The sequence below is a fragment of the Rhodococcus sp. NPDC079359 genome (assembly GCF_040702585.1).
Classification (GTDB): Bacteria; Actinomycetota; Actinomycetes; order Mycobacteriales; family Mycobacteriaceae; genus Rhodococcoides.
The window spans coordinates 64228-82591 of record NZ_JBFBLH010000013.1; the positions used below are offsets into that span (position 1 = coordinate 64228).

General features: G+C 65.0%; 20 protein-coding genes. 11 read left to right on the forward strand and 9 right to left on the reverse strand.

Annotated elements, in window-relative coordinates; all coding sequences use genetic code 11:
* Positions 1-110 precede the first annotated feature (110 nt).
* Positions 111-1064, forward strand: coding sequence for an endonuclease/exonuclease/phosphatase family protein (locus tag AB0362_RS23450; RefSeq protein WP_317784605.1), 954 nt, complete (start codon positions 111-113; stop codon positions 1062-1064).
* Here the strand turns inward: AB0362_RS23450 and AB0362_RS23455 are convergent.
* Positions 1061-1435 (reverse strand): VOC family protein, encoded by a 375-nt coding sequence (locus tag AB0362_RS23455; protein WP_317810723.1) that lies wholly within the window; start codon positions 1433-1435, stop codon positions 1061-1063. The genes AB0362_RS23450 and AB0362_RS23455 overlap by 4 nt on opposite strands.
* Before the next feature lie 93 nt (positions 1436-1528).
* Here AB0362_RS23455 and AB0362_RS23460 point away from each other — a divergent pair, with 93 nt between their 5' ends.
* On the forward strand, positions 1529-2497 hold the full coding sequence (locus AB0362_RS23460; RefSeq protein ID WP_317810722.1) for an MsnO8 family LLM class oxidoreductase: 969 nt from the start codon (positions 1529-1531) through the stop codon (positions 2495-2497).
* Here the strand turns inward: AB0362_RS23460 and AB0362_RS23465 are convergent.
* A complete protein-coding gene (locus AB0362_RS23465) occupies positions 2473-3372 on the reverse strand; it encodes a LysR substrate-binding domain-containing protein (protein WP_068053390.1) in 900 nt (299 codons plus the stop codon). The two genes, AB0362_RS23460 and AB0362_RS23465, sit on opposite strands and share 25 nt — an antisense overlap.
* A gap of 130 nt (positions 3373-3502) precedes the next feature.
* Here AB0362_RS23465 and AB0362_RS23470 point away from each other — a divergent pair, with 130 nt between their 5' ends.
* On the forward strand, positions 3503-4825 hold the full coding sequence (locus AB0362_RS23470; RefSeq protein WP_317810721.1) for an NAD(P)/FAD-dependent oxidoreductase: 1323 nt from the start codon (positions 3503-3505) through the stop codon (positions 4823-4825).
* 2 nt (positions 4826-4827) lie between these two features.
* Here AB0362_RS23470 and AB0362_RS23475 read toward each other — a convergent pair whose 3' ends face one another.
* From AB0362_RS23475 to AB0362_RS23485, 3 genes are read right to left on the reverse strand one after another with little or no spacing between them, the layout of a single operon-like run.
* Positions 4828-5484, reverse strand: coding sequence for a response regulator transcription factor (locus tag AB0362_RS23475; RefSeq protein ID WP_317810720.1), 657 nt, complete (start codon positions 5482-5484; stop codon positions 4828-4830).
* Positions 5481-6794, reverse strand: a complete 1314-nt coding sequence (locus AB0362_RS23480) for a histidine kinase (protein WP_317810719.1) — start codon at positions 6792-6794, stop codon at positions 5481-5483. The genes AB0362_RS23475 and AB0362_RS23480 overlap by 4 nt, the downstream gene beginning before the upstream one ends.
* A complete protein-coding gene (locus tag AB0362_RS23485) occupies positions 6794-7369 on the reverse strand; it encodes a hypothetical protein (RefSeq protein WP_317810718.1) in 576 nt (191 codons plus the stop codon). The genes AB0362_RS23480 and AB0362_RS23485 overlap by 1 nt, the downstream gene beginning before the upstream one ends.
* A 180-nt stretch (positions 7370-7549) precedes the next feature.
* Here AB0362_RS23485 and AB0362_RS23490 point away from each other — a divergent pair, with 180 nt between their 5' ends.
* The 3 genes from AB0362_RS23490 (at position 7550) to AB0362_RS23500 (ending at position 10544) form a co-directional block, all read left to right on the forward strand.
* The gene (locus tag AB0362_RS23490) at positions 7550-8881 is read left to right on the forward strand and encodes a hypothetical protein (protein ID WP_317810717.1); all 1332 of its coding nucleotides are present in this window, start codon (positions 7550-7552) and stop codon (positions 8879-8881) included.
* Positions 8878-10281 carry a PQQ-binding-like beta-propeller repeat protein gene (locus AB0362_RS23495; RefSeq protein WP_317810716.1) on the forward strand — a complete coding sequence of 468 codons (1404 nt, stop codon included), beginning with the start codon at positions 8878-8880 and terminating at the stop codon, positions 10279-10281. The genes AB0362_RS23490 and AB0362_RS23495 overlap by 4 nt, the downstream gene beginning before the upstream one ends.
* A 62-nt stretch (positions 10282-10343) precedes the next feature.
* Positions 10344-10544 (forward strand): hypothetical protein, encoded by a 201-nt coding sequence (locus AB0362_RS23500; protein ID WP_068053408.1) that lies wholly within the window; start codon positions 10344-10346, stop codon positions 10542-10544.
* Here the strand turns inward: AB0362_RS23500 and AB0362_RS23505 are convergent, their stop codons facing one another.
* Positions 10545-11069 carry a histidine phosphatase family protein gene (locus AB0362_RS23505; protein WP_317810715.1) on the reverse strand — a complete coding sequence of 175 codons (525 nt, stop codon included), beginning with the start codon at positions 11067-11069 and terminating at the stop codon, positions 10545-10547.
* Positions 11056-11598, reverse strand: a complete 543-nt coding sequence (locus AB0362_RS23510) for a GtrA family protein (protein ID WP_317810714.1) — start codon at positions 11596-11598, stop codon at positions 11056-11058. The genes AB0362_RS23505 and AB0362_RS23510 overlap by 14 nt, the downstream gene beginning before the upstream one ends.
* Before the next feature lie 62 nt (positions 11599-11660).
* On the opposite strand from AB0362_RS23510, the gene AB0362_RS23515 reads away from it, so the two are divergent.
* Positions 11661-12854: an MFS transporter gene (locus tag AB0362_RS23515; RefSeq protein WP_317810713.1), complete on the forward strand. Its 1194-nt coding sequence runs from the start codon at positions 11661-11663 to the stop codon at positions 12852-12854.
* On the opposite strand, the gene AB0362_RS23520 is transcribed toward AB0362_RS23515, so the two are convergent.
* A complete protein-coding gene (locus AB0362_RS23520) occupies positions 12833-13438 on the reverse strand; it encodes a TetR family transcriptional regulator C-terminal domain-containing protein (RefSeq protein ID WP_300522358.1) in 606 nt (201 codons plus the stop codon). The genes AB0362_RS23515 and AB0362_RS23520 overlap by 22 nt on opposite strands.
* Positions 13439-13504: 66 nt before the next feature.
* Here AB0362_RS23520 and AB0362_RS23525 point away from each other — a divergent pair, with 66 nt between their 5' ends.
* The 3 genes from AB0362_RS23525 (at position 13505) to AB0362_RS23535 (ending at position 15485) form a co-directional block, all read left to right on the forward strand.
* On the forward strand, positions 13505-14146 hold the full coding sequence (locus AB0362_RS23525; protein WP_317810712.1) for a GAP family protein: 642 nt from the start codon (positions 13505-13507) through the stop codon (positions 14144-14146).
* Between the two features lie 34 nt (positions 14147-14180).
* Positions 14181-14432, forward strand: coding sequence for a hypothetical protein (locus AB0362_RS23530; RefSeq protein WP_317810711.1), 252 nt, complete (start codon positions 14181-14183; stop codon positions 14430-14432).
* Positions 14433-14537: 105 nt separating this feature from the next.
* Positions 14538-15485: a CPBP family intramembrane glutamic endopeptidase gene (locus AB0362_RS23535; RefSeq protein WP_317810710.1), complete on the forward strand. Its 948-nt coding sequence runs from the start codon at positions 14538-14540 to the stop codon at positions 15483-15485.
* Here AB0362_RS23535 and AB0362_RS23540 read toward each other — a convergent pair.
* Complete coding sequence (locus tag AB0362_RS23540; protein ID WP_317784617.1) at positions 15475-15984, reverse strand: GNAT family N-acetyltransferase; 510 nt, start codon at positions 15982-15984, stop codon at positions 15475-15477. The two genes, AB0362_RS23535 and AB0362_RS23540, sit on opposite strands and share 11 nt — an antisense overlap.
* Before the next feature lie 74 nt (positions 15985-16058).
* Here AB0362_RS23540 and AB0362_RS23545 point away from each other — a divergent pair, with 74 nt between their 5' ends.
* Positions 16059-18275: a hypothetical protein gene (locus AB0362_RS23545; RefSeq protein ID WP_366236159.1), complete on the forward strand. Its 2217-nt coding sequence runs from the start codon at positions 16059-16061 to the stop codon at positions 18273-18275.
* Positions 18276-18364: the final 89 nt, after the last annotated feature.

The following is an 18364-nucleotide window of genomic DNA, read 5'->3' on the forward strand; positions in this document are numbered from 1 at the left end:
CGGACAGCGTTGTCGATTCTGTCGTGTTTGCGGCGAGAAAGCGAACAGTTCGGTCGGTCTCGAGGATGCTTCCCAGCTCGGCCTCAGGTTTGCCTGTAAGACTTCCGCTCATGGTTTCGGCATCGCTGGCCCTGTTACTGCTCTTCGCAGCGGTACTCGGCATCGTGGCGCACCTCGTCGACGCGCGGGGGCAGGCGATGCTCGTTGCCGCGTCTTTGGCACATGTCCTCATGCTCGCCGCGGTGCCCGGCGCTGCACTCGCGGCCGTGGCGTTCGGGTGGTGGGGGCTGGCTGCGGGGGCGGCTGTACTGACGGGTGCCATCGCAACGCAGCTGCCGCTGCAGAGGCACCGTCCACTACACAGGCACCGCTCCCGGACGACGACCGAGGCACCGACTCTGACGGTCCTGCACGCCAACATCTGGCTGGGACAGGCCGATCTCGACGCGTTGGTTGCGCTGGTCGAGCAACACCGCCCGGACGTGCTCACCCTCGTAGAACTGACGCCCGAGGCAGAGGCCCGTCTTCGCCCGAGACTGTCCGGCTCGTTGCCGCACGCGTACGTCAGCGCCGCCCCCGGCGGCGAAGGTACCGGCATCTACAGCCGCTTCCCGCTCGTCGACGAGCAGCGGCACGACGGTTTTGTGACCGAATTGCTCTCTGCACGGGTGGAGATGCCGGGTCGGCCTCTGGTGTTCGCGGTTCACCCGGTGCCGCCGTGGCCGCGGGAGCCGTCCGAATGGGTTCGCGAGCTCGCGCTGCTGCGTCAACTGCTGGCCAAGATCCCCGTCGACGACGGTCCCGTGGTGGTGGCCGGCGACTTCAACGCGACGCAGGATCATCGGCGGTACCGAGATCTACAGGACGGCCGGTTCGTCGATGCCGCGGTGGCCACGGGAGCCGGCATGCTCAGGACGTATCCGGCGCACACCTGGTACCCACCCGTCATCGCCATCGACCATGTTCTGGTGGCGGACATGGCGGTTCGATCGGTCGAGGCGGTGACGATCACCGGTTCCGACCACCGCGGCATCCTGGCTCGGCTTGCCTTCGGTCCCCACTAGGGCTGTGCGGGCAACTGCTGCACCGACCACTTGTTTCCGTCGGGGTCGGCGAAGTACACGAACGTGCCCCAGCCCTCGTCCTTGGGCGGATCGATGGTCAGACCCGACGACGTGAGGTGCTCGTGGGCCTCCTGGACGTTGTCCACGACCATCAGAATCCCCGCTCCCTTGCCCGGCTCGGCGTCGGTGATGCCCTCGCCGATCGCGATGGAGCACGCCGAGCCCGGGGGAGTGAGTTGGACGTACCGGATGCCGTCCCACGGCCGTGCGTCATGGTCAGCGTGGAAGCCGATCGAGACATAGAAGTCCTTGGCGCGATCGACGTCGGTGACGGCCAGGGTGACGAGTTCGATCTTCATGGTGAGGTTCATGGAGCAATGGTGAGCGCTTTTGCGGACACATTCGGTCCGCTATGAACGAACACTTCGAGAAATATGCCCGACGCCTCGTCGGTTGACATATCCGTGTTCTTCTCACTGCTCGACAGATCCCGCACTCGATCCGGAATGGACGACGCCTCGGCGCTGCGGCATACCGTCGAACGAGCGGTACATGCGGAGAAGATCGGACTGCACCGGTTCTGGGTGGCCGAGCATCACGGCGTTCCCGGTATCGCGTCGGGTGCTCCCGCGGTACTTGCTGCCGCGGTGGCGTCGCGCACTTCCCGCATTCGCGTCGGATCCGGCGGGGTGATGCTGCCCAATCATCAGCCCCTGGTCGTGGCCGAGCAGTTCCTGATGTTGGAGTCCCTCTTTCCCGGCCGAATCGACCTCGGTGTCGGCCGCTCCCTCGGATTCACCGAACCGGTCCGCGCAGCATTGCGCCGAGACCGTGACGCGCCCGACACGTTCGAGTCCGACATCGCCGAATTGCGTTCGTATCTGGACGGTTCGGCACCGGTGACGGCCCGCCCTGCCACCGCTGCTCCACCGGTGTTCGTCCTCGCCACCGGAGCCGGTCTCGAGGTGGCCGCTCGCGCCGGGCTTCCGGTGGTCGTCGGTGGACCGGTGCTGCAGAAGGACGATCCGTTGGCGTTGTATCGCAAGCACTTTAGGTCCACGGCCTCTAATCCCGAACCGTACGTGATCATCTCGCTCGACGTGACGATTGCAGCCGACGCCGAGGACGCGCGTAGGTTGGCCGTGCCGGAGGCGTGGGCAATGGCCAGGTCCAGGCGTGAGGGCGAGTTCCCGGCACTGGAACGAGCGTCTGCGATCGATCAATCGCAGTGGACGCCGCAGACACGCGACAGAATCGAGGCGTCGTTGGCGTCGAGCATCCTCGGCACGACCGGGCAGGTCCGCCCGAGGCTCGAGGAGGTGATCGAGCGCACCGGCGCGAACGAGATCATGGCCTCGACGTCCACATACGATCGTGCCGAATTGTTCGACGCCGATGCCGCGTTCGCTCAGCTCGCAGGGGTGGCGGGCTGAACAGGTGCTGTCGCAGCCAGGGCTGCTACGAGGTCGCGCTGGATGTCGGTGGCGGGCACGGTCGCGTCGACGACGGCCGAGACCGGGAGCCGCAGCCTGCGGTCGGCCTCGGTGCGGAAGACCAGGCCGGTCTTGGGGGTGCTGTCGGCGGTGCTGGCGTACAGGATGGACCAGCACTGCGGGTTCTTGAGGAGTTCGGCGCTGGCGGTGTGATCGGACGCCACGGGTGGGCCGAAGCTCAACGGAAGTCCGCTGCGCTTCATCTCGCGTTCGATCACCCGGTGCAGCAGGATCTGCTCGCTCCGTTTGGGAAGTAGCAGGGGGTAGCCGGCGAGCTGGCTCAGGCTGGGGTTGTCCTCACCCGCCAGAGGATGACCCTCGGGGAGTACGACGACGAGGTCCTCGGTCCACAGTTCGGTCACGTGCAGACCGGAGCGTTCGACGCTGCCGCGGATCAGCGCTACCTGGCAGTCGCCGGACGTCACCGCTTCGATCTGTTCTGCGAATCGTTTCAGGACGAAGTCGATCTCGGCGTCGGGATGACGCTCACGGACCGCGACGATGGCGGAGATTGCGTTGGCCGCGAACGTCATGTTTCCGGTCAGGCGCAGCTGATTCCGCTTGCGCGTCGTCAGCGCCAGGGCGGCCTGCTCTAGCTCCACCATGTGCCGGGCGATGGAGACCAATTGTGCTCCGACAACGGTCAATCGAACGGTACGAGAGGTCCGCTCGAACAGCGGCTCACCGATTTCTCGTTCCAGCTTGGAGATCTGCAGGCTGATCGCCGATTGCGAGACGTAGCAGCGCTCGGCAGCGCGTGAGAAGTTCAGTTCCTCGCCGACCGCGAGGAAGTACTTCAGCTGCCGCAGTTCCATGTAGCCATCCAATCATGAGTTCTGCTCATAGATGCTATTTCAACTTCCGCGTTGATAGAGCATCGCGGTCGGAGTTTCATGGAGGTAGTTCTTCGTAGAGGAAAAGACTCGAGCCGAAAAGGAAAGTGCTGTGCAAACGTACGACGTCGTCATCGTGGGATCGGGATTCGGAGCATTGGCTGCCGCCAAGTCTCTGGGCAAGGCCGGTGTGACGTTCTCGCTGATCTCCAGCACTACCGAACACCTCTTTCAGCCGCTGCTCTACCAGGCCGCCACCGGAATGCTCTCGACGGGTGAGATCGCCCCTCCGATCAGGCGCATCCTCGCGCAGTACGACTCGGCCGACGTGCGTCTCGGACGCGTCGTCGATGTCGATCCTGAAAATCACCAGGTCACCTACATCGGTGCCGGACAGAGCCACACCATCGGCTTCGGTCGATTGATCGTCGCCACGGGTGCCACGCAGGCGTACTTCGGGCGTGACGAGTTCAAGGACCGCACGTTCGCGCTCAAGACCGTCGACGACGCGATCGCTCTGCGTGAGCAGATCCTGAGTTGCTACGAAACTGCGCACCTGACAACAGATTCGGCTGCTCGCAAGGAATTGCTGAGCTTCGTCGTTGTCGGTGCAGGCGCGACGGGTGTCGAATTGGCCGGCCAGATCAGGGATCTCGCGCACCGCTATTTCGCCGGCTCGTTCCCCGACATCGACCCGAGCGACGTCACGGTCACCCTTGTCGACGGAGTCAAGGAAGTTCTGCCCGCGTTCGGCGGCAAGCTCAGCGCGTACGCCCGCACGAAGCTCGAGAAGTCCGGCGTCGACGTCGTCACCGGAGCCATGGTCACCGACATCGCCGACGACGTCGTCACGGTGCAGGATGTCGACACCAAGACCTCGCGTACCTACCCGGCCAAGACTGTCATCTGGTCGGCCGGTGTTCAGGCCAGCGATCTCGCGGCCACGATCGCCGAGCGCACCGGGTGCGAGACCGACCGTGCCGGACGCCTTCTCGTGCACGACGATCTGACGGTCGGCTCGGCGAAGGACATCTACGCGATCGGCGACGTGACGTCGCTGCACAAGCTCCCCGGACAGTCGCCGGTGGCGATGCAGCAGGGCAGGCACGTGGCGAAGATGATCATCGGAAAGGTCGACGCGGGAACGCCGTTCGAGTACACCGACAAGGGCAGCATGTCGATCGTCGGCCGGTTCAGTGCGGTGGCGCGGCTGTTCGGTAAGGTCGACATGTCGGGCCCGATCGCCTGGCTCATGTGGCTCGCGGTGCACCTGATGTACCTGGTCGGCTTCCGAAACCGCTACGTCGCGGTGGTGTCGTGGATGACGTCGTACATCGGCGACAAGCGACCGCACTTCCAGTACACCGACCACTCTGCCTCGCTGGTCGAGCGCGCCGATGAGACTGCCGATGACGAGGAGCGAAAGGCAGCTTAGCTCTACCGGCTGCTCACGAGGCCGTTGCGGTAGGCCCAGATCACCACGTGCACTCGGGTGTTGACGTCGAGTTTGCGGCAGATGTTACCGATGTGGGTCTTCACCGTGCTCTGTTCGAGTTGCAGTTCCCGCGCGATCTCGTTGTTGCCCAGGCCCTGCGCCAGTAGTTGCACCACTTCCATTTCTCGCAGACTCAGGTCGTGTTGCGGCGGAACGGAGTTGGGCCGACTCGGCGCGCCGCGGCGGGCGAACTCGGTCATCAGGCACGGGGTCAGTCGAGGAGAGAGCACTGCTCCGCCGCCGGCGACGGTGACCACCGCGTCGGCGAGTTCGTCGGGATCGGTGTCCTTGAGCAGGAAGCCCGACGCCCCGGCGTCGAGAGCCGCGAACACGTACTCGTCGAGGTCGAACGTGGTGACGACGATGACGCGAGCGCTGTCGAACTGCGCCAGTATCTCGCGCGTTGCGGTCAGCCCATCGCCGTTCGGCATCCTGATGTCCATCAGCACGACGTCCGGTTTCAGGGTCGATACCTGTTGTACGGCATGCTTTCCCGAGCTCGCGTGGCCGACCACTTCGATGTCGGGATGGCCCGCCAGGAACAGCTCGAACCCCTGTCGAACCACGGGCTGATCGTCCGCGATCAGAACGGTGATCATGCCGGCACCTCCTGCGCCCGAGAGATCTTTCCGCCGACGGGCAATCGAGCGTGCACGGTCCACGTCGTTCGGTCGTCGGAAAATCCGGCGTCGAGGGTCCCGCCGAGTAGAGCGGCCCGCTCCCGCATTCCCGGAATACCGAATCCCTGTCCTGTGGACTCGCGCTGCTCTGTCCCATTCGACGGCATCGTGTTGGTGACGGTTACCTCGACGGCCGACGAACCCACGGTCACCTGCACGCGCACAACGCAGTTCTGCGCATGGACTCGGGCATTGGACAACGCTTCCTGAACGACGCGGTAGCACGTCAGTTGCACGGCGCTGTCGGTATCTTCATTGTCTGCCACGATGCTCGTCTCGACGCGCTCGAAAGAGAGTCGAGACTGTTCGATCAGTTCGGCGATGTCGGAGATCATCGGTTGCGGTGCAGTGTCGGTGTCGAAGCTGAGGTCGGTGTCGAAGCTGTAGGCCGTGTCGCTCGGTCGCAGGATGCCGACGATCTGGCGCAGGCTGTCGAGGGTGCGCTGGCCGTGTCCGATTGCGCCGGTGAGTAGTTCGCGTGCCTGCTCGGGGTTTCTCTGGATGAGGGTCTTCGATGCTTTGGCTTGGATGAGCATGCCGGTCAGGTGGTGAGCCGCGACGTCGTGGAGTTCGCGTGCCATGGCTTTTCTCTCGTTGTCCAGCGCCGCGTCGAGCTGCTGGCGGTGTTCGATCTCGGCTCGGCGGAGGGCGGCCTCGCTCTCGAGCTCCTGGGCTCTGTTCCGTGCGATGTACTTACCCAGAGCGATGAGCACCGTGTAGTTGATGGCGAGGTTCACGACCTGCTCGGCCACCACCCCGAACGTGCCACCGGGTCCGGCTGCGGCATCGGGAAAGGAAAGCCGTGTGTCGACGCTGACGACGATCTCGAGGATGAGGCCGATGGCGAGGGGAGCGAACAGGCGTGGCCCGGTCACTCGAATTGCCAACGCGGCGATCGCAAACCAGTACAGCGGGGTGAATCCGAGGGTGCGGTCCGGCAGAACGAGAATCAGCGCGACGCTGATCGCAACCACCGACAGGTACGACACGACGGGAAACGATCGGCGCACACACGTCGCGACGGTCATCGCCAGCAGGGCAGCGATACCCACTGCGATCAGGGTCGGGCTGCGGACGAGTTCGTCTCTGGTGTCACCGACCATGCCGGTGGAGAGTTGGAATCCGGCGTAGACGAGCGTGGCCAGGAGCATTTCGAGCGGCAGCACCACGGGATTTCGCGGTCGCCATGCCGGTCGAAACCTGCGCAGTGTCTTGGAACCAGCCACCATCAGAGTCGACTCCGTTCTCCTGCCCCATCTTTCGAGCTCGAGTTGTGCTTGCCGGCCACCCACAGCGGTCCGGTGACGAACCAGAAGAACGTGATGACGCCGAGTGGCTGGATCACGGTCTTCAGTGCCGCTGCCTGCTCCGAGTCTGCCACGGTGTACGCGAGGCCGTAGGTGATCACCAGTGCGATGGTGGCGGCGACCAGCCACTTCACGAATCCGTGGATCTCGTTGCGGTAGGCCTGCGGACCGGTCTTCGGGGCCTTGACCGGTGCGGGCCCACCGGCGAATCGGTGTGCGAAGCGTACGTCGAGCCAGGCGACAGTGGAGTGCGCGAACACGACGGTCCAGCCGAGGTAGATGCCGGCGAGGCGGTGAGCGAATTCGACGTCTCCGCCCCGGTGCAGATCGAGCGCCACCGCCGCAATCAAGACGAGGTCGAGGACCGGGAGCAGGGCGAGTGTGATGGTGCTGGCGCGTCGCATGCGTGCCAGGTAGCGCAGGCACAGGCCGCCGATCACCAGAACCCAGAAGCCGATCTCGCAGATCGCGATGGTGAGCAGAATCGGATTGTCCATGGACCGATCTCACCGCAGTCGACGTGCACCCGATACCCCCGCGGAGGCGTCCTAGCTGGTGGTTCGGCCGAAGGTACGACACTGCGCTCCACCGAAAGTCGCAGCTCGACCGAAAGCCGATAGCTCCACCGAAAGTCGTGGAGCGTCGAGTCGGGCGATCGGCAGGCTAGGCTCGTCGCCGTGATAGACCTCGGCGCGTTGCACCTCGGAGCGCTCGGGCGTCAACCGAAGATTTTCTGGGTCTTCGTCGCTGTCGCTGTGGTTGCGGCAGGAGTGATCGTGGTGGAGTCACGCGCGTCCGGTCCTGCGGACGTCGCGTTGCCGGATACGCCTGCGTCGAGCGGGTTCAGCGCGTCGAACTACGACCAGGGTGAGTCGTCGACCACGATTCCGGGGTGTGATGCCGTCGTCGTTCCCGAGTCCGGGGAATTCTCAGGGGCGTACTTCCGCCTCGAGGGAGGACGCTACGACGACCCCCGTTATCCATGGTTCTCCGGGCGCAAAGCTACTGCGCTGTCCGATGCGCTTGTTTCTGCGTTGCCGGCCGAGACCGCCGTCGAGTTCGCAACACCCGGTACGTTCGCGTTCGGTGCCGAATCCGCGTTTCGATTCGGTCCTGTCCAAGGTCCCACGTCCGATAGCTCTGTCGGCGATGGGCCGACGGATGATCTGTCGATGTTCGCGAGCTCCACTGCCGCCGGGTTGCTGATTCGCAACGGCAGGGGTGCCGACGTGACGGTGACGATCTCGAAGTCGACTGCCGGTGTACCGCCCTGTGTCGGTGGCAGTCTCGACCGCAGGCAGGTCGCGGCCGACGGTACGGTCGTGGACACGAAGGAGTCCACCGGCGAAGACGGTGATAGAACAGCGGTGGTCAGGACGGCGACTGCATACGCATCCGATGGAACGACGTTGCAGGCCAACGCAAGCCAGTTCGTGTCTTCGGACGAAGCAGTGTCCATGAACGACCTGATCTCCCTGGTGTCGTCGAGCGAGCTGCGAATCGATGCAGCGGTGCCGGACGGAACCCGACCCCCTCCTCTGCCGTGTGACAAGCGAGTTGGGTCGCAGGATGGACCAGTTGTGACTCGCGCCGACGCAGACCGTATCGGTCGCGCTCTGGACCAGGCTCGAATCCGCGCGCTTCGGGCCGTGATCGTGCTCGAGCAGCCGCTGGCACCGATGCAACGGAGTTCGTTGTCCCACGACTCGTTGTGTGCAGCCGGAACAATTCTGACGCCAGGATCGGAAGGTGTTGTGACCGTAGCGATCACGGGTGGACAGCCGCTCCCGGAAATTCCCGACGCATATGACCCGACGGCTGATCGCTCGGTCGACACCGTGCGCCTGCCCGACGGATCGATGTCCGAGAGATCGAAGCGCGGCGTCAGGACCGTGACTGTGACCCGGCCGTCGGGCACTCGTGTCCGCATCTCGTCGACATCGGCGGGCGAGCTCGTCACGGTCGGCAATCTCGAGTCCATCGCGACGGCACCGGGCCTGGACCTGTGAGCACCCGATGGCCGGTGTGGACAGCGGGAGCCGTGGCGTTGGCGACTGTCGTCGCTGCGGTGATCGTTGTCGCGCAGGACGACGACCCGGCAATCGCGACTGCCCCCGCATGGACGACCACAGCTCCGCCGACGGTTCCGCGTGCGCCGGAAGTCCAGTGGTCCAGATCTGCAGAGGCCGTCTACGGCCGCGAATTCGCGCAGTTTCGTGATCCTGGTGCAGGCGGACGGCTCAACCCCAGCGCAGCGAGATTCATCGATGCGGGCGGGGTGTATGTCGCGTCGGTGGGTCTGCCGGATCCTGCTACCGGGAATTTCGACGCTCCCGCGATGGTGGGCCTCGACGCAACGGATGGATCCACACTATGGCGGCGAGACGATCTCCGGGTGGACTCCTGTGCCGACCGGCCTTTGTCGGGATACCTCGTCTGCCTCTCCAGCACCGAGTCGGAGAATCCGGAATCGACGATCGTCACGGTGGACACCACGACCGGTGCTGGTCGTTCTGTTCGTGTGCCGCAACGTGTGTTCGCGGTGGGAACCGACGGGTTCTCGCTCTACTCGATCAGTTCTACTGTCACGCAAGCAGGTTACGAGGGAACGCCGCAGCTCGGCAAGGGATCTGTGGACGATGTCGGGCGCGATTGGGTCACCGAATTTCCCGGCGAGGCCATTTACGCGGGTATGCCGGGGCCGGTCATCACCATCGACGGAAGCTACGGCCTGGGCCGGTTCGGTCCGACGGCAATAGGATTCGACTCGGTCACCGGATCGATCACGTGGTACCGGGGTTATCCCGACAGTTGCGTGTCGCAACCTTTTCGGGTGCAACCGGCACTGGTGATCATGACCGAGGCGGTGTGTACACAGTCTCAGACGTACGCCGGTACCGTCGCGCTCGCCTCGGATGGTCGAACTGTCGCCAGATCTCCGTTGCCGGTGTATCCCTTTCTCGAGATCGACGATCCAACGGACCTGTCGCTGCCGATGGTCGTCGGTGACAGTGCGTTCGATCGGACGACCGGAGAGTTTCTCTGGTCGAGCCCGCTGTTGGCGTCGACCAATGGCGTAGCTGTCGTCGGGGATGTGGTGATCGCACGTGCTCCCGGAACAGCTCATGTGACGGCATTGGATCTGAGAACCGGTTCGGTTCGGTGGGAGAACGATCCCGATGACTACTACCCGATCACGGCGTACGCCGACGGTCTCGCGTATTCCACCGTCGGCGGTACCGTGGAATCGATCGCGTTGGAAGACGGTACGACACGTCGGCGGTTGGAGATCGAGCCGACGCCGGACCCCTATGCAACGAATCGGTACCTGGCATCGTGGGTGATCGAATCCGGCGACCGTCTGGTGTATTCGTCCACAGCCACGATTGCCGTCGTCGACCGCGGGTAGCTGCTGTCGGTGCGCCTACAGTGGAAGTACGCAAACGGGACATACGAAACAGGGAGTCCGCCATGGCAGGCAAGAAGATCGACAGAGTGCATGCACAGTCCGCGCTGGAGACGGTTCGAGAGAATCCCGGCATCGCGTTGATCGCCGCGGCACCGGCGTTGGTGGTGCTGGCGCTGGTGTGGTGGCTGCTCGGGTTTCCCGCAGCACTGATCCTGTTGATCGCAGCAGGCGGTGCCGGCTACCTGTACCTCAGGAACCGCTGATCACTGATCGGCGCGCGGGATGCAGAACTCGGTGATCGTGGCCGAGCTTGCTGCGAGCTCTGCCCACGACTTTTCCGTGGTGAGCACGGCGATCGCCGAGGTGGGGAAGCGGTGACGAACCTCGCGGGCCACGTCGGTGTCGTCGTCTGCCGCCAATTCGAGTGCGGTCCAGGGAATTCCGGGTTCGTGTCCGACGACCAGCAGTGTCGAGACGGTCACGTCGTCGAAGTACGTGTCCGCAAGGCGGATCTCGTCGATGATCTCGTCGGCGGATCCGCCGTAGATGTCTCGCTCGAATCGGGTGGGAGCGTCGCCCAGGCCGGTAGCGGCCAGCGTTTCGCGGGTGCGCAGGGCCGTCGAGCAGAGCACTGCATCGACGCGGCCGACGTGTTCGGTGATCCAGGCTCCGGCGAGTGCCGCCTCGCGTTGGCCGCGCGGCGCCAAGGGTCGTTCGTGATCCGGCACTCCGTCGGGGTAGCCGGATTTTCCGTGCCGCACGAGCACGAGGGTCCTAGTGGTCGCCATGCCGTCCACCGTAAACGGTCACTCCGTCGGGGTCGGCCAGAACGTTCACCGGTTCCGGGAAGACGAACTTGCGCATCGCCCACCATCGGAATGCGGTTGCCAGCAACGTGCCGATGATGGAGCCGCTGACGAAGTCGGCGATGTTCTCGGTGAGGAAGGACACGTTCGGCGACCGCAGATCCAGCATGTAACTCGACACCCAGAGCGGTAGCTGGTTGATTGCCAGGCCGGTTCCGGCGACGGCGAAGAACAGCGCTGCCTCGTGGTGACGACGTCGCCCGCCTCGCGCTGTGAACGACCATTCCCGGTTGAGGATGTACGACACGATCGTCGCGATCAGCACGGCCAGAACGTTCGCTGTCACCGGCTTGTCCTGCAGGATCGTCCACTTCAGGCCGAAGAACAGTACGACGGTGACGACGAAGGTGATTGCTCCGACGATGAGGAACTTGAGGGCCTCGGCGTGCTTGACGAGGGGCTCGAGCCAGCGCTCGGGAACGCGGTCGGTGAGGCGGTCGGACACATGCATCCCATCGACGTTACCTCGAGTAACGGATCCGGCCAGACGACGAACGATAGGCTCGCATCGATATGACTGGTGCCAGGCTGTCCGTTCTCGTCGTCTTCTTCGTCAACGGCGCGGTGTTCGCGAACTGGGCTCCCCGCATTCCGGAGATTCAGAACTCACTGTCGATCGACGTCGCAACGCTCGGCCTCGCCTTGACCGGTGTCGGGCTCGGCGGGCTGGCGGCAGCCCCCGTCGCCGCTGCTTCGGTCCGACGGTTCGGCAGTCGATGGACCATTCTCGCCTCGGGGTTGCTGTTGTGCGCGGCCTTCGTCCTGCCCGCGGTCGCAGTGTCGTGGTGGACGCTGCTGGCGGCGCTGGTGCTGCTCGGCGGAGCCGATGCGGTGATGGACATTTCGATGAATGCGCAGGGCGTCCTTGTCGAGGAACGAGCGGGGAAGTCTCTGCTGAGCGGCTTCCATGCCGCCTGGAGCGTCGGTGCCGTCGTCGGGGGAGTGACCGGCGCGGCTGCGGCCGGCGTCCGGATGCCGGTGGCGGCGCACTTCGGTCTTGTCGCGGTAGTGCTGGTGCTCGTTCTTGCTGCCGTCGGACGGGGTCTGGTGGGTCCGGAATCGGTGGCACTCGACGATCACGAGGACCCGGCATCCGGCCCCGTTCTCGTACGCCCGACCGCAGCACTGGCCCTGCTGGGGGCCGTGGTGCTGCTCGCCGGGCTGATGGAGGACTTTCCGCAGTCGTGGAGCGCGGTGTACATGACGACGGAGGAGGGGGCGGGCCCGGGTTCGGCCGGTATGGCGTTCGTTGCGTTCTCGGCCGCGATGCTGATCGGTCGGTTGGTCGGAGACCGGATCGTCGACCGGTTCGGCCCGTCGACGGTGCTGAGCGGAGGCGCGTCACTGGTGGCCGTTGCGTTCCTCGTCATCCTGGGCCTGTCGGTTCTGGCCGCGGATCTACCGGTCCTGGTCATCGGGGCGTTCGCGGTTGCTGGCCTGGGCGCGAGCCCACTGTTTCCCATCGTCTTCAGCCTGGCCGGGCGGCTTCCCGGTGTGTCCTCGGCAGCGGCTATTTCGATCGTGTCGCTGGTCTCTCGGATCGGATTTCTCGTGGCGCCCTTGGCCGTCGGTCGCGTCGTGGATGCGTCGGGCTTCGGATCGGTGTTGGGTGCCATTGCCGCGGCGGGCGTCGTCGTCGCGGTGATCGGGTGGTACTACGACCGCAGATTCCCCGTCGACTCGGCTCAGGAGCGCGGCTCCAGGTAAGTGCGCAACAACCGACGTACCTCCTCGGTCGAGAGTTGCTCGGGGTACGTCACCGCCTGCAGCGTCAGGCCGTCGATGTAGGTATGCAGTTCGGCCGCTGCGTGTTCGTCCGCGGCGCGGTCGAATGTGAATGCGGGAGAGTTCGGGCGGTCGAGATCGTGCAGGTGCGCCCACGCGAGCCGGCACAGGTAGCGGCTGCCGAACCACCCGGCCGTCTTGAGGGCTGCAAGTCGCTCGTCGAATCTGGCACGCACGATCGCTTCCAGCCATACCGACGCCTCGGCGCGGCGGTCCTCGTCGAGGGGCAGCATCTCCTCGAGGACGCGGATCGCTCGCGTCGGTCCGTCCCCGTCGGTGGGGTGCGCCTCCAACCGATGTACGACGCGTTGCGTCATGGCCTCGGCCGCGAACAGCACCAGTTCTCCTTGGTCGGAGAAGTAGTACCGAAGTGATCCGGGGGAGACGCCGGCTTCGGCGGCGACGCTGCGTACCGTCGCCCCGTCCATTCCTGCTCGTTCGATGACGCGCCACACGGCGGCGACGATCTCCGCCCGGCGTGCGTCGTGGTCGACGATCTTCGGCATCGGTCTGTTCTAGCACGCAGGAATCTTTTTGACACAACTGTGCCGTAATCCTATTACGGTACAGCTGTGTTAATTCAGCTGATCGGGCTCGCGCTGGTGGACAGCATCGGCGTCGGGACTCTTGCGGTTCCGCTGTGGATGATGCTGCGGCCGTCGTTCCGGGTGCGTGTCGTTCTGCTGCATCTGGGTGTGTTGGGGCTGGTCTACTTCGGGGTCGGTGTTGCCTTGTGGGCGGCCACCGATGGCCTGAGCGTCGCGATTCCTGGTGACGCGTGGACTCGATTGGCGGTGGGTCTTGTGGTTCTCGTCATGGGTCTGGTCTGTGACCGTCGGCGGCGAGTCCCGAGCAGTGCGTGGTGGGCGCGGCCCCCGAGAAGCGTTCGCGGTGTGGTCCTGCTCGCCGTCGCTGTGGGCGCGGTGGAAGTGGCGACGATGCTGCCCTACTTCGCGGCGATCGATGCGGTCGTCGAGTCCGGCCTGGGGTGGGGGTTCTCGGTGCTACTGCTCGCGGGGTACGTGCTCGTGACGCTCTCACCCGCTCTCCTCCTGCTCATCGCCAGAGTGTTTGCGCAGGAATATGTTTCGTCGCTCACGCCAACTCTGCTCCGGCGCGTGGATCACTGGAGTGGGGACGTGTCGGCGACGGTGTTGCTCGTGGTGGGCGCGCTACTGGCCGCGGATGCGGCAATCGAACTGAACCTGGTCTGACCCAATTGTGGTCCGAATCGATGAAAGGGAAACGATGAAAGCAAGGAATGCGCGCAGCATCGTCGTAATTGTCGTCGGAGTTGTGCTGGCGCTGTTCTTCTGGGACCTTCGGTTCTTCTGGTTCCAGGGCGGCCCGATCGGCTGTGTTCTGGTGGTACTCGCGATGGTCGACGCATGGGAATCGCGCCGCGGCACCCCGAGGAAGGGATTGCTTGCGGAACTGCGAGACGACATCGTCGGCGGTGCGGATTCGAGCGACACACCCGAGCGTGGCCCTCGGCCGTGAGTGGCTCTGCCGGCTCGTATCGCCAGGACGGTACTGAATTCTCGGCCCGGGCGTGATAGACAAGCTGTTCGGCGGTGCTGTATCGAGCGGAATGGTGGTGGCCTGGTGACGACCGGTGTCGACGCGGGGCTTGCTGAGCGCTCGCCTCGGCGTGGTCTGACCGCTGCCGGTACCGCCGTCATCGTCCTGGGTTTGGTGGCCGGTTGGGTCGTCGTCTACTTGGTCGGCCTGATGGGTGCGCTGTGGCGTTTCCGTGAGCCCGACGCGCCGGCCCCGATTCTGTCGATAGGGGATCAGTGGGCCGATCTCGCTGTCGGCGCGGCGCAGGTGTTGGTGGGTGCCGTCGCGATCGCCATCGTCTGGTTCGTTCGGCGTCGGAAGCTGCCTGCGGTGTGGCCGGCCCGCAGTGGGACCGCGTTCGAGGCTGCGCTCACGTGGTGTGCCGCGATCGGTGCCGCTTCTGCTTCGCTGCTCGTGTTGTCGCGGTTGGACATCGTCCGATTCAGCTTCTCGATCCCGGCCTCGGTCGAGTCCGATTGGCTCGCAGTGGTTTCCGCTCTCGTCGTGGGTCTACGGGAGGAGCCGATCCTGGTGGCGTTGCCGGTGTTGCTGCTCGTCGGCCGGGTCCCGATCTGGGCGATCATGGCGTTGTCGGGCACGATGCGGGGCCTCCTCTACATGTACTTCGGCGGAGGCGGTTTTCTGTGGGCTCTGTGCTGGGGTGCCGCGGCGGTCTGGGTGTTCTACCGCTACCGGCGGCTGTGGGTGTTGATCGCCATCCACGGATTGGTGATGAACATTCAGGTGTTCGATCGCGTGATTCCGTCCGAGAATGCGGCGACAGTTCTGCAGTGGGTCAACATTCTGATCCTGTTCTCGGCGCTGCTGTGGTGGATCACTCCGCGTGCGCTGGAAGCTTTCCTGCCGAACACGGTGGCCGTTCGGTACGGCGATTCGACCGTCGAGACGACTCCGATGGTGGCCGAGGTGGTACTGAACCCCGAGAAACTCGATCCCGACGAGTCCAGACGAGAACCGCCGGTCAAGCCCTGACCATCCGTGCTTCGTGGCACTCCCAGAGCGGGTCGAACTTCTCGGTGCCGTCCAGCTCGAACCGATGCTTGCGGTAGAACGCCACCGCACGATGGTTGGCCGCTGCCACCCACAGATATGTGGATGCCTCCCGGTCGATCACGGTGGTCATTAGTTCTGTTGCGACGCCCGTGCCGTGGTGCTCGGGCACAACGTTCAGTGACCACAGTTCGGTCGGTGCCGGCGGATTGTCGTCGCGTGGTGGGCCGCCGGTGGCGAAACCGACGATGCGTGAATCGCTGGTGTCGACGGCGCATCGGGTGCGCACACCGCGCCTCGACTGCTCGTCGAGGCGGGCGATGATCTGCTCCCAGCGTTCGATGCGATCGCGAGGGCGTATCGCATCGAGCTTGGCGCTGTTCATCATTCCCGCGTACGTCGCCTTCCAGATCGCAACGTGCGCTGCGCCCAGTTGTTCCTCGTCGCCCGGGCGGATGTCGCGGATCGTGTAGCTGGCCACCGTTGCAGTTATACCGATACGACTCGAATTGTTCTCGGATTTTCTTGTCGTACCCCTCTCGTATCATCGAATTCATGTTCGATACCGGGGGGTGGGGAGCGGCGGAGACGCCGCCGGTCGATGACTGCATCGCGGGGTTTCTCGACGTCATCGCACTCAACCGTGTCAACGAGAATCTCGCTCGGGCAGCGACCGTGCTCGCCTACTGCGACGTGCTCGAGATGCGCCTCGAGGCAGCCGAAGCTGCCGGTGGAGATCCGGGCGAGACAGTCCGCGGTGCCCTGTGCGATCTGGCCGTGACGATGACCGGAACGCGCCGCGATGCGTCCGTGGTGCACGACGTCGCCGAGCGTCTGCATCGAATGCCGTTGACTGCCTTGCGTTTCGTCACCGGCAGCTTCGACTGGTCGACGGTGGTCACCATCACCTCGGTGCTGCATCGTGCCAGCGACGAGACGATCGCGAAGATCGAGTACGAGGTGTGTGCGGCGGGTGGCCGGATGCGTCCGCAGGCGCTGCGTAATCGGATCTGGCGGCTGTGGATGAAGGCCGACCCGATCGGTGCCGCAGCTGCCCGTGAGACGGCGAAGTCCGAGGAGGTCGGCGTGCGGATCGACCGCACCGGTCCGGGTGGGATCGCGTCGCTCATCGCGAAGATCACAGATCTCGAAGCGGCAGAGGCGGATGCGCTCATCGTCGAGATCGTCGGGACGGTCTGCAAGCGCGACCCACGATCGACGGGCACACTTCGGGCCGCGGGTCTGATGGCGTTGCTGCACGGCGAGCATTCACTGGCGTGCCAGTGCGATCGCGGCGACGACTGCCCGGTGGCAGGCGCTGTCGACGACATTCCTCCTCGGCGCGGGCATCTCCTCCAGATCGTGGTGGCTGTGGAGACATTGCTGGGACTGTCCTCGGAGCCTGCAACCCTCCCCGACGGGACGCCCATCGACCCCGAAGTGGCGCGCATCGTTTCCACGGATGCCAAGTGGCAGGCACTGCTGACCGAGCTGGTCGAGATGCTGAAGCCGGAACAGAGAAACACGGGCGACGACGGATCGAACGATGACGGCCGCAACGGTGACAGCCGGGACGATGACGGCCCTGACAGTGGTGGGCTGGACGGCGGCCCAGATGGCGCTGGTCCAGTCGATGGCGGCCCGGATGACGCTGGTCCAAACGACAATGGCCCGGATGACGCTGGTTCAGACGACGGTGGTTCAGCGGGTGGCGGTCCTGATGGCGGTGGTTCAGCCGGTGGCGGTCCGGATGGCGGTGGCCCTGACGACGGCGGTCCGGATGGCGGTGGCCCAGACGACGGTGGTTCAGGCGGCGGCGGTTCTCCCAACGGCGGCAGCGGCGGCACCACGGGCACCCCTGACGGCCCGGCCCCGGAACGCCCCGGCAGTCGCTCGCACTCCGGCCCCGGCCAAACCGGCTTCCGCAGCGGCGATGGGTTGGGTGCGCAGTCGAGTTCGTTCGGACCGTTCTCTACGGCGGTGCCGTCGTTGTTGCGTCGGGTGGTCGGCATTGGTCGGGTACGAGGTGCCGCCCAGCTTCCGTCCGCGCGTCTCGGGGATGCCCACTGCCTCCCACCTGCAGTCCCGCTACTGGGGGAGGAGTCTGTCCGCGATGGGCTCGTCGCACGGTGGCTTGCATGGATTGCCGAACGGCCCGAGCGTGCTCGCGGCATCTTTCCCGACGGTCATGGCGGCGAGTCCGCTCCGTCGCGGTCTGCGGTGACGTATCGGCCCAGTGCCCGCGTCGCGGCGTTCGTTCGGGCTGCCTATCGCACGTGCACTTTCCCGAACTGCGATGTGCCGGCGGCCCGGTGTCAGATCGATCATCTGGTTCCGTTCGATCACGACGATCCCGAGCGGGGCGGCTGGACGATCGTGACCAACCTTCAGCCGGTGTGCGTGTTCCATCATCAGGCCAAGACCTCGGGGGCGTGGTCGGCGGTGATGCTCGCAGGCGGCGCGATTCTGTGGTCGAACTCGCTCGGTCTGCGCAGAGTCACGTTGCCGGAGTTGTCGGTCGCGACTCCCCGCTCATCCCGCCGACGGCGAAGGGTCTCGTCCAGGCCGGGATCGAGCCTGCTCGAACCGACCCGCTGGGAGCTCGAATACAGCGGGTGTGCATCGCCGACTCTGGACGACTGTCGTTCTGCGACAACGGGTATCGACCGAAAGAAGTTGGCGGAGAAGCGGCGGGCCTACCTGGAACACTGTCGCGTCGTCCATGCACGCGTCCGATACGACCGCACCCGATACGACCCTCCGCCCTTCTGAACCACACCCGTGCCGGTGTGGCACAGGCCGCTGGCCTGCTACCTTGAACGCCGTTCAAGTTTCTGGGGCAGGTCACCGCCCCACTCCAC